The 10494-nt window shown below is 68.6% G+C and carries 10 protein-coding genes and 1 riboswitch; of the genes, 1 reads left to right on the top strand and 9 read right to left on the bottom strand.

The features are described 5' to 3' along the window. Window positions 1–147: 147 nt before the first annotated feature. The 6 genes from ABT116_RS34420 to ctaE all read right to left on the bottom strand — a co-directional run bounded on the left by ABT116_RS34420 (window position 148) and on the right by ctaE (window position 7265). Entirely contained in the window at window positions 148–1527 is a 1380-nt protein-coding gene (locus ABT116_RS34420) for an aminotransferase class V-fold PLP-dependent enzyme (protein WP_351642007.1), read from the bottom strand. Between the two features lie 132 nt (window positions 1528–1659). Beyond that, window positions 1660–1776, bottom strand: a riboswitch (SAM riboswitch). Window positions 1777–1861: 85 nt separating this feature from the next. Continuing rightward, a complete protein-coding gene (trpD, locus tag ABT116_RS34415) occupies window positions 1862–2926 on the bottom strand; it encodes an anthranilate phosphoribosyltransferase (protein ID WP_351642000.1) in 1065 nt (354 codons plus the stop codon). A gap of 135 nt (window positions 2927–3061) precedes the next feature. Continuing rightward, the gene (qcrB, locus tag ABT116_RS34410; protein ID WP_351641996.1) at window positions 3062–4684 is read right to left on the bottom strand and encodes a cytochrome bc1 complex cytochrome b subunit; all 1623 of its coding nucleotides are present in this window, start codon (window positions 4682–4684) and stop codon (window positions 3062–3064) included. After that, window positions 4681–5754 (bottom strand): cytochrome bc1 complex Rieske iron-sulfur subunit, encoded by a 1074-nt coding sequence (gene qcrA / locus ABT116_RS34405; protein ID WP_351641991.1) that lies wholly within the window; start codon window positions 5752–5754, stop codon window positions 4681–4683. The genes qcrB and qcrA overlap by 4 nt, the downstream gene beginning before the upstream one ends. Further along, on the bottom strand, window positions 5751–6563 hold the full coding sequence (gene qcrC / locus ABT116_RS34400) for a cytochrome bc1 complex diheme cytochrome c subunit (protein WP_351641985.1): 813 nt from the start codon (window positions 6561–6563) through the stop codon (window positions 5751–5753). The genes qcrA and qcrC overlap by 4 nt, the downstream gene beginning before the upstream one ends. 81 nt (window positions 6564–6644) lie before the next feature. Then, a complete protein-coding gene (gene ctaE, locus ABT116_RS34395) occupies window positions 6645–7265 on the bottom strand; it encodes an aa3-type cytochrome oxidase subunit III (RefSeq protein WP_033312739.1) in 621 nt (206 codons plus the stop codon). Window positions 7266–7410: 145 nt separating this feature from the next. Here ctaE and ABT116_RS34390 point away from each other — a divergent pair, with 145 nt between their 5' ends. Continuing rightward, window positions 7411–7812 carry a response regulator gene (locus ABT116_RS34390; protein ID WP_351641980.1) on the top strand — a complete coding sequence of 134 codons (402 nt, stop codon included), beginning with the start codon at window positions 7411–7413 and terminating at the stop codon, window positions 7810–7812. A gap of 95 nt (window positions 7813–7907) precedes the next feature. On the opposite strand, the gene ABT116_RS34385 is transcribed toward ABT116_RS34390, so the two are convergent. The 3 genes from ABT116_RS34385 to ABT116_RS34375 form a co-directional block, all read right to left on the bottom strand. Beyond that, window positions 7908–9161, bottom strand: coding sequence for a L,D-transpeptidase (locus ABT116_RS34385; RefSeq protein ID WP_351641975.1), 1254 nt, complete (start codon window positions 9159–9161; stop codon window positions 7908–7910). 131 nt (window positions 9162–9292) lie between these two features. Further along, window positions 9293–9691, bottom strand: a complete 399-nt coding sequence (locus tag ABT116_RS34380; protein ID WP_351641970.1) for a cytochrome c oxidase subunit 4 — start codon at window positions 9689–9691, stop codon at window positions 9293–9295. Then, window positions 9688–10494 (bottom strand): cytochrome c oxidase subunit I (locus ABT116_RS34375; protein ID WP_351641963.1); only part of this gene is annotated, 807 nt, incomplete at its 5' end. The genes ABT116_RS34375 and ABT116_RS34380, both read right to left, overlap by 4 nt.

Raw genomic sequence — 10494 nt, 5'->3', positions numbered from 1 at the left:
TCCTCCGCCTTGCAGCTCCACGCGCCAGGCCCCGCTCACCGGCGTTGAAAGGATCCGCCGATTCCCTGCGGCCTGATCCAAACGACAGGCCCTAGTCCCGTCCCGGCAGTCGCCGCCCCGGTGGTCCCCGCCCCCGGCGACGACGGCTCAGGCGGAGGTGTCCGGCACGCAGCGGCCGTCCTGCGTGCGGTAGTTCCACTTCGCCCCGTCCGTCACGAGCTCCTTCACCGCCCGCACGAACCGCTCCACGTGCTCGTCCGGCGTGCCCGCGCCGAAGCTGACCCGGATGGCGTTGAGCGACTTCTCCCCGGGCTCGGCCTCGGGCGACCCGCACTCGCCCTGCGCCTGCGGGTCACTGCCGAGCAGCGTGCGCAGCAGCGGGTGGGCGCAGAAGAGCCCGTCCCGTACGCCGATGCCGTACTCGGCGGACAGGGCGGCGGCGAAGTGGGAGCTGTTCCAGCCCTCGACGACGAAGGAGAGCACGCCGACCCGCGGCGCGTCGTCCCCGAAGAGGGACAGGAACCGCACCTCGGGTACGTCGGCGAGACCGTCGCGCACCGTGCGGACCAGGTGCTGCTCACGGGCGACGAGGGTGTCGAAGCCCGCCTCGCTCAGCGCCTTGCAGGCCGAGGCGACGGCGTAGGCGCCGATGACGTTGGGCGAGCCGGCCTCGTGGCGGGCGGCGCTGTCGTGCCACTCCACGTCCACTCCCCCGTCCTCGCGCCGGCTGACCTTGCGGCTGGCGCCGCCGCCCGCGAGGTACGGCTCGGCCGCGCGCAGCCAGTCGGCCCGCCCGGCCAGGACGCCCGTACCGAAGGGCGCGTACAGCTTGTGCCCGGAGAAGGCGACCCAGTCGACGTCGAGGTCCGCGACGGACACGGGGTGGTGGGGGGCCAGCTGGGCGGCGTCCAGCACGATCCGCGCGCCGTGGGCGTGCGCGGCCGCCGCGAGCTCCCGCACCGGCCACAGCTCGCCGGTGACGTTGGAGGCGCCGGTGACGCACACGAGGGCGGGCCCGTACGGATCCCGGTCGGCGAGGGCGCGCTCCAGGGTCTCGACGGCCTCACGGGGGCTGCGCGGGGCGTCGAGGTAGGTGACCCGGGCGTCCTGCCAGGGCAGCAGGGAGGCGTGGTGCTCGGTCTCGAAGACGAAGACCTGGCAGTCGGCGGGGAGCGCGGCTGCGAGAAGGTTGAGGGAGTCGGTCGTCGACCGGGTGAACACGACCTGGTCGTCCTCGCGGCAGTCGAGGAACTCGGCCACGGTCCGGCGGGCGTTCTCGAACAGGTCGGTCGACAGCTGGGACAGGTACCCGGCACCGCGGTGCACGCTTCCGTAGTACGGCGCGTAGGCGGCGACGTCGTCCCAGACCCGCTGGAGCGCGGGGGCGCTGGCGGCGTAGTCGAGCGCGGCGTAGGTGACCTCACCACCGGTCACGAGCGGAACGGTGACATCCCGTCCCAGAACGGGCAGCGCCCCTGAGCTGTCACTGCAAACGGACTGGGCGGCGGCAACGGTGGAGACAGACATGACGGAACTCCCGTGAAGGCAGGTGGAATCCGCCCGCGAGCGCGTACGGCTCGAGCGGGGGTGAAAGGAAAGGGGATGCGGAGGCGGGGCTCTGCGGCCCTATCGCATTCGCTGGTTCACGGAAGACTCCTCGTCACGCGCTTGCCGTAGACCTCGCTGCCTACGGCCCGGTCTTCACCCGGGGCACCCCGCCACGGACGGAGGGTTGCCGGACAGTCGGCCGGGGCCTCATGACTGTCACTCATGACCTGATCAGGAACGTACGCGAAGAGATCGGCGCCCCGCAACCCGAGTCCGGATCGCGGGACGCCGGTCCTTTCGCCTACGGGGTCCGCTACGCGTTGCTCGCGGCCACCCAGCGCTCCAGCGTCCGCTTGGCCGCCCCCGAGTCGATCGACTCGGCCGCCTTGGCCATCCCGGCGCGGATCTGCTCGGCCAGGGGCGCGCCGGTGGGCTCCAGGGCCACCAGCGCCGCCGCCGAGTTCAGCAGGACCGCCTCGCGGACCGGGCCGGTCTCGCCGTCCAGCAGGCGGCGGGCGACCTCGGCGTTGTAGGAGGCGTCGGCGCCGCGCAGCGCCTCAACGGGGACCAGTTCGAGGCCCACGTCCCGCGGGTCGAAGGCCTCCTCGGTGACCTGGCCGTCCCGGACGGTCCACACCCGGGAGGTGGCCGTGGTGGTCAGCTCGTCGAGGCCGTCGTCGCCCCGGAAGACCAGGGACGAGTTGCCGCGCTCGGCGAAGACTCCCGCGACGATCGGCGCCATCCGCGGGTCCGCCACGCCGACGGCCTGGGCGCGGACCCGGGCCGGGTTGGTGAGCGGGCCGAGGGCGTTGAACACCGTGCGGATGCCCAACTGGCCACGGGCGGCGCCCGCGTGGCGCAGCGCCGGGTGGAACTTCACCGCGAAGCAGAAGGTGATCCCGGCCTCCTCGGCGACCTCCGCGACCCGGTGCAGCGGCAGCTCCAGGTTGACGCCGAGCTTCTCCAGCACGTCGGAGGCCCCGGACGCCGAGGACGCGGCCCGGTTGCCGTGCTTGACGACCTTGGCGCCGGTGCCGGCGACGACGATGGAGGACATCGTGGAGATGTTGACCGTCTTCGCGCCGTCACCGCCGGTGCCGACGATGTCGACCGTCGCCCCGGGCACCTCGATCACGTTGGCGTGCGCGTACATCGTGCGGACGAGGCCGTTGATCTCCTCGACGGTCTCGCCCTTGGCGCGCAGGGCCACGACGAACCCGGCGATCTGCGCCTCGGTCGCCTCACCGCGCATGACCCGGTCCATCGCCCAGGCGGTGTCGTCCGCGCTCAGGTGCCTGCCGTCCAGCAGGCCGTTCAGCAGCAGGGGCCAGGAGCGGCCCGCCGCGGTGTCGCCTCCAGCGGGGGTCACAGCGCTCATAAGCCGCTCCAGGGTCAGGCGTCCCGCACTACGGGACGAGAGTCTCAACGAGTCCACCCTATCCAGCCGCGAGCACGACGAAGGGCCCCGTCCGATGATCGGACGGGGCCCCTCTGTGGCGTGGCGAAGCAGTGATCAGTGGTGGCCGTGGCCGCTCGTGATCTCCCGGTACTCCTCGGCGGTGGGCTTCGGGATCTGGGCACCCTCGCCGTAGTAGGCGTCGCTGAGCTTGGCGCGCAGCTTCTCGGAACCCTTCACCTTGCGCTCGACACCGTTCTCGTCGACCGTCGGGCCGATCTCGGCCGGCTTGTACTGCTCGTGCGCCGTGAGCGTGTACATCTGCTCCTGGCTGAGCGGCTCGTGCACCTCGATGAACTCACCGTGCGGCAGGCGCTTGATGATGCCCGACTCGCGGCCGTGCAGCACCTTCTCCTTGTCCCGGCGCTGCAGGCCGAGGCAGATGCGCTTGGTGACGATGAAGGCGATGACCGGGCCGAGGAAGAACCCGATCCGGACGAACCAGGTCACCGAGTTGATCGACAGGTGGAAGTGCGTGGCGACGATGTCGTTGCCACCGCCGATCAGCATGATCACGTAGCCGGTGACCCACGCGACACCGACGGCCGTGCGCGTCGGAGCGTTGCGCGGGCGGTCCAGGATGTGGTGCTCGCGCTTGTCCCCGGTGACCCACGACTCGATGAACGGGTACAGGGCGATGATCGCGAGGAAGACACCGAACAGCACCAGCGGGATGAACACGCCCAGGACGAGCGTGTGACCCCAGAAGTTGATCTCCCAGCCCGGCATGGCGCGGACCAGACCCTCGGCGAAGCCCATGTACCAGTCGGGCTGAGCACCGGTCGACACCTGGTCGGGACGGTAGGGGCCCAGGACCCAGATCGGGTTGACGGTCGCGATGCCGGCGATGGCCGCGATGGCACCGAAGACCAGGAAGAAGAAGCCTCCGGCCTTGGCCATGTAGACCGGCAGCAGGGGCATGCCGACGACGTTCTTGTTGGTCCGGCCGGGACCCGCGAACTGGGTGTGCTTGTGGTAGAAGACCAGGATCAGGTGGCCGACCACGAGCCCGAGCATGATGCCCGGCAGCAGCAGGATGTGGATCGAGTAGAACCGGGCGACGAAGTCGGTGCCGGGGAACTCCCCGCCGAACAGGAACATCGAGATGTACGTGCCCACGATCGGCACGGACAGGATCGCGCCCTGCGTGAAGCGGACACCGGTGCCGGAGAGCAGGTCGTCCGGGAGCGAGTAGCCGGTGAAGCCGGTGAACATGCCCAGGACGAACAGCAGGAAGCCGAACAGCCAGTTGATCTCGCGCGGCTTGCGGAACGCACCGGTGAAGAAGACGCGCATCATGTGCACGAACATGCCGGCGAGGAAGATGATCGCCGCCCAGTGGTGGATCTGCCGGATGAGCAGACCGCCGCGGACGTCGAAGCTGATGTCCAGCGTGGAGGCGAACGCCTCCGACATCAGCTGCCCCTGGAGCGGGACGTAACTGCCGTGGTACTCCACCTCGTTCATCGACGGGTGGAAGAACAGCGTCAGGTACACACCCGTGAGGATGATGATGATGAAGCTGTAGAGGCAGATCTCACCGAGCATGAAGGACCAGTGGTCCGGGAAGATCTTGCGCATGTTGGCCTTGGCCAGGGAGTAGATCCCGAGGCGGCCGTCGGCCCAGTCGGCGACCCGCTCACCCGCGGGCGCCTTGCGGCGTGTCTGTGCAGTGCTCATCCGCGCTCCCAGAAAGCAGGGCCGACGGGCTCTTCGAAGTCGCCGAGCGCCTCGAGGTAGCCCTCGTCGTTCACGCCGATGCGGAGCTGCGGCAGGGCGTGACCGGCGGGACCGAAGATCACTCGGGCACCGTCGGAGAGGTCGAAGGTGGACTGGTGGCAGGGGCAGAGCACGTGGTGCGTCTGCTGCTCGTACAGGGAGATCGGGCAGCCGACGTGGGTGCAGATCTTCGAGTACGCGACGATACCCTGGTGCGACCACTCGAGCTCGCGCTTGTCCTTGATGTCCTCCGGCTGGATCCGGACGATCATCAGGGCGGCCTTGGCGATCTCGTTCTGGAACGAGTGGTCGTGCTCCTCCAGGCCCTCGGGCTTGGCGAAGGTCAGCGAACCGACCGCGACGTCGGAGGGACGCAGCGGCTCGTTGGTGTTCATGTTGACGAGCAGCTTGCCCTTGGACCACAGCGTGTGGCGGAGCTTCTCGCCGGGCAGCGGGCCGAGGTCGCGCAGCAGCACGACGCCGGAGAGCGGCACCAGCGTGAGCGCGCCGAGCATGGTGTTGCGGATCAGCTTGCGGCGGCCGAGCGCGGACTCCTTGGCGCCCTGCTTGAAGTCGGCGAAGACCTTCTCGCGGACCTCGGGTGTCGCCTCGATCGGGTGCCGCTCGTCGGCGACCTCCACGTCGGACATCAGGGTGCGGGCCCAGTGGACGGCGCCCGCGCCGATGCAGAACAGCGCGATGCCGAGCGTCATGCCCAGCGCGAAGTTCAGCGCGCTGATGCGGCCCAGCGGGAAGATGTAGACCGACTTGTCGACCGGGATCGCCACGAACGAGGCGATGAAGGCGACAGTGGCCAGCATCGACACCGTGAACATCAGGGCGACCGAGCGCTCGGACCGCTTGGCGGCCCGCTCGTCGACGTCCTGGACGCGGTGCTCGTGGGGCGGCAGGCCCGGGTCGGCGAACGGGTGCTTGTCGTCCGCGACGCTCACCGCGCCGTGCCCGTGCTCGTCATGTCCTGCGGACTGCGCGGCAGGCAGGTTCTCTTCTGGAATGTCTTGGCTACTCATGACTTCTTGGCCTTTGCGGTCCGGGCGGCGACCCACACGGCGACGGCGATCAGACCGCCGAGACCGAAGATCCAGCCGAACAGGCCCTCGCTGACCGGCCCGAGGCCACCCAGTTCGAGGCCGCCGGGGCTCTCGGTCTTTTCGCTGTTGACCGCGTCGAGGTACGCGATGATGTCCTTCTTGTTCTTCTCCGACAGCGTGGTGTCGGGGAAGGACGGCATGTTCTGCGGGCCGGTCTGCATGGCCTCGTAGATGTGCTTCGGGGAGACGCCCTCGAGGTCCGGCGCGTACTTGCCGTGCGTCAGCGCGCCGCCCTTGCCGGTGAAGTTGTGGCACTGCGCGCAGTTGGTGCGGAACAGCTCACCGCCCTTGGCGATGTCGGCACCCTCGGGGCCGTACTGCTCCTCCGTCGGGACGGACGGACCGGCACCCAGCGAGGCGATGAACGCCGCGAGCTGGTCGATCTCGGCCTGCGAGTAGATGTTCTTCTTCTCCGGGACCTGGGGGCCCTGGGAGGTGGCGGCCGGCATACGGCCGGTGCCCACCTGGAAGTCGACGGCCGCGGCGCCCACACCCACCAGGGGCGGCCCGTCGGAGGTGCCCTGACCGCCGGTGCCGTGGCAACTGGCGCAGCCGACCGAGTAGAGCTTCTTGCCCTCCTCGATGGTGAGGGACTGGGCGGTTTCGTCGGCCTGCGCCTTGTCCGCGGGTGCGAACACGGCGTACAGCCCCCCGGTGCATGCCAGCGCGAGGAGTAGGACGACGAGCGCCGCCAACGGGTGGCGTCGTCGTGCGGAGAGCTTTTTCACGGATTACCCCGGTGTCAGGATCTTCTGCGTCGATGCTTCTGGGATGCGCGCTTCGTCGAGCACGCGCGGATGCGGGCCCTGCTACTTGATCATGTAGATCGTGGCGAAGAGACCGATCCAGACGACATCGACGAAGTGCCAGTAGTAGGACACGACGATCGCGGCCGTCGCCTGCTCGTGGGTGAACCTCCGGGCCGCGTAGGTCCGGCCCAGGACCAGCAGGAAGGCGATGAGTCCGCCCGTCACGTGCAGGCCGTGGAAGCCGGTGGTCAGGTAGAACACCGAGCCGTACGGGTCGGAGGACAGGGACAGGCCCGCCTCCTTGACCAGCTCCGTGTACTCGAAGACCTGACCGCCGATGAAGATCGCGCCCATCACGAACGTGACGATGAACCACATCCGGAGCTTCTTCACGTCACCGCGCTCGGCGGCGAAGACGCCGAGCTGGCAGGTGAGCGAGGAGAGCACCAGGATGGTGGTGTTCGTCGCCGAGAACGGGAAGTTGAGATGGGCAGCCATCTCCTTCCAGTGATCGGGACCCGTCACCGATCGCAGGGTGAAGTACATCGCGAAGAGGGCCGCGAAGAACATCAGCTCGGAACTCAGCCAGATGATGGTTCCGACGCTGGTGAGGTTCGGCCGATTGACCGACGGGTGCGCGTGCCCGGTTTCTACTGTCGTTGCTGTCGCCACGACCGACATTATGTCGGTCGCTTATCCCGCCCTCACTCCGGGGGGTGCCGTTCGGAGTGTCTTCACCGGTCGTACCGGTGTTGACGTGGTGTTCAAGGGAGTAGCATCCGGCCCAACGGGCCTGTCCTTACGACGCTGACGTCACGGAGGAACAATGCAGCCGACCGCCACGGTGCTGGTCTACAGCGACGACTCCAACACCCGCGAGCAGGTGCGGCTCGCCACGGGACGGAGGCCGGCTCCGGACGTTCCCGTGGTGGAGTTCCTGGAGTGCGCGACTCCGGCCGCGGTGCTCACGGAGCTGGACCGGGGTGGGATCGACGTCTGTGTGCTGGACGGGGAGGCCGTGCCGATGGGGGGCATGGGGGTCTGCCGGCAGATCAAGGACGAGGTGTTCGAGTGCCCGCCGGTGCTGCTGCTGATCGGGCGGCCTCAGGACGCGTGGCTGGCGACGTGGAGCCGGGCGGAGGCGGCGGTGACGCTGCCGGTGGAGCCGGTGGAGTTCGCCTCCGCGCTGGCCTCCTTGCTGCGGGAGAAGGCGGCTTTGAACGCCTAGGGGGTCGGGGCTTTTCGTTCGTCGGCGGGTGCGGGTGCTCTGTGGCTTGTCGCGCAGTTCCCCGCGCCCCTGGAGGGCGATGCCCCTGAGGGCGTCTAGACGCTCTGGGGCCGCAGGCGGGCCCTGTCGGCCTCTGTCGGTCCGTCGGGGGTGCCGCCCAGGAGGGCGCTGCCGGTGCGCCACTTCGCCCAGTCGAGGTTCCAGTCGCCGTAGCCGTTGCCGAACGGGGTCATCGTGTCGCCGCCGGAGTTGATGACCTTGACGATGTCGCCCTCGCGGACGGTGTCGTAGAACCAGGCGGCGTTCTCGGTGCTCATGCCGGTGCAGCCGTGGCTGACGTTGGCGAAGCCCTGGGAGCCGACGGACCAGGGGGCGGCGTGGACGTATTCGCCGCTGTTGGTGACCCGGACCGAGTGGTGGACGATCAGGTCGTAGAAGTCCGAGGCGCCGATGCTGGCGCTGGTCATGCGGACGGTGCCCTCCTTGGCCAGGACGACCTTGACGCCGTTGCGGGTGTCGTAGCCGGGCATGCCCGTGGTGACCGGTATCTGCCGGACGATCTCGTCGTTCTTGTAGACGGTCATCTGGTGGGCGGCGGCGTCGGTGACGGCTATGAGCTTGTCCCCGGTGGTGAAGGTCAGCGGTTTGGCCTTGCCGCCCCACATCCGGTCGCCGATCTTGATGCCCTGGAGGTTGCTGCGGACCTGGACGGTGGCCTGGGCGGGCCAGTAGTCCTTCGGGCGGTAGTGGAGCTTCTTGTCGTCCACCCAGTGCCAGGCGCCGTCCGTGGCGGGCGTGGAGGAGACCTTGAGGGCACGCTCCACGACGGCCCGCTGGGCCTGGTCCTTGACGGGCTGGCTCAGCTCGGCGGTGACGGGCTGGCCGACGCCGTAGGTGCCCGTCTTGGGGCCGAAGGTGACGTCCAGGCTCTTCTTGGTGGTGGGCTTGCCGGTGTCGAAGGTGACGACCTTGCGGCCGGGCGCCCCGTCCTCGTCCTCGGTGCTCACGCGGACCGTGTAGCTGGCGTTGGCGGCGAGCGGGGAGGTGCTGTGCCAGCGGCTGCCGTCGGCGGCGAGTTCGCCCGCCACGTAGCGTCCTGAGGCGTCGTGGGCCGTGACATCCGTGATGCGCCCGTCGGAGTCCTCGACGACTTCCAGTGGCTTGTCCGGGTCGGCCTTCCCACGGTCGCCGTCGGGGGCGTTGAAGGAGATCTGGTCCGCCGCGTCGTAGGGGCGGGCGGCCAGTGGGTTGCCGTCGGAGCCGCAGGCGGTGACGCCCGCGCTGAGGGCTATCAACAGCAGCGTGCAGCTGACGACGGTGCGGGGGCGGGAGATCACTGTGTGGCTCATGACCTCACGCTAGGAACCGGCGTCAACGGCGGCACGCCGAACGACTCGTACGAGTGACACGCACTACGGCAAAGGCAGGGGCCCGGACGCTCCTCTCGGAGTGTCCGGGCCCCTGCGGCGCTCGGCGCGTGTTACTGGGTGCGGTTCTCACCGCGGTAGTACTCGAAGACCCAGCCCCAGATGCCGATCAGGATGATCGGCAGCGAGAAGTACATCAGCCACCAGCCGATGGCGACCGACAGGAAGGCGAGGGCACCACCGATGCCCAGCGAGAGCGGCTGCCAGCTGTGCGGGCTGAAGAACCCGACCTCGCCGGCGTCGTCCGCGACGTCCGCCTCCTTGTTGTCCTGCGCACCGACGTCCACCCGCTTGGCCGTGAAGCCGAGGTAGAAGCCGATCATGATGCACAGGCCGAAGGCCAGGAAGAGGGCCGTGGTACCGGCCGGCTCCTTCGACCACACGCCATAGACCACAGCCATGGCGAGGACGAAGACGCTCAGCCACATGAACATCTTGCCCTGGATCTTCACTTGCCGGCCTCCTTGCCACCAGCGATGGCCTTCTCGCCGTGACCGACGTTCTCGAGCTGGTCGAGAGCGGCGATCTCCGGGTGGTGCAGGTCGAACGCCGGGGATTCACTGCGAATCCGCGGCATGGTGATGAAGTTGTGCCGCGGCGGCGGGCAGGAGGTCGCCCACTCCAGCGAGCGGCCGTAGCCCCACGGGTCGTCGACGCCGACCGGCTTGCCGTACTTGGCCGTCTTCCACACGTTGTAGAAGAACGGCAGGATCGACATGCCGAGCAGGAACGAGCTGATCGTCGAGATCGTGTTCAGCGCGGTGAAGCCGTCGGCCGCCAGGTAGTCGGCGTAACGACGCGGCATGCCCTCGGCGCCCAGCCAGTGCTGGACCAGGAACGTGCCGTGGAAGCCGATGAACAGCGTCCAGAAGGTGATCTTGCCGAGACGCTCGTCGAGCATCTTGCCGGTCCACTTCGGCCACCAGAAGTGGAAGCCGGAGAACATCGCGAACACCACGGTGCCGAAGACGACGTAGTGGAAGTGGGCCACCACGAAGTACGAGTCGGAGACGTGGAAGTCCATCGGCGGCGAGGCCAGGATGACACCGGTCAGACCACCGAAGGTGAAGGTGATCAGGAAGCCGGTCGCCCAGAGCATCGGTGTCTCGAAGGACAACGAGCCCTTCCACATCGTGCCGATCCAGTTGAAGAACTTCACGCCCGTTGGTACGGCGATGAGGAACGTCATGAAGGAGAAGAACGGCAGCAGCACACCGCCGGTGACGTACATGTGGTGGGCCCACACCGTCACGGA

It is taken from the genome of Streptomyces sp. NPDC002130, assembly GCF_040296465.1.
Lineage (GTDB): Bacteria > Actinomycetota > Actinomycetes > Streptomycetales > Streptomycetaceae > Streptomyces.
Note: the sequence above shows the minus strand (reverse complement) of the source record. Positions and strands in the feature narration are given on the sequence as shown.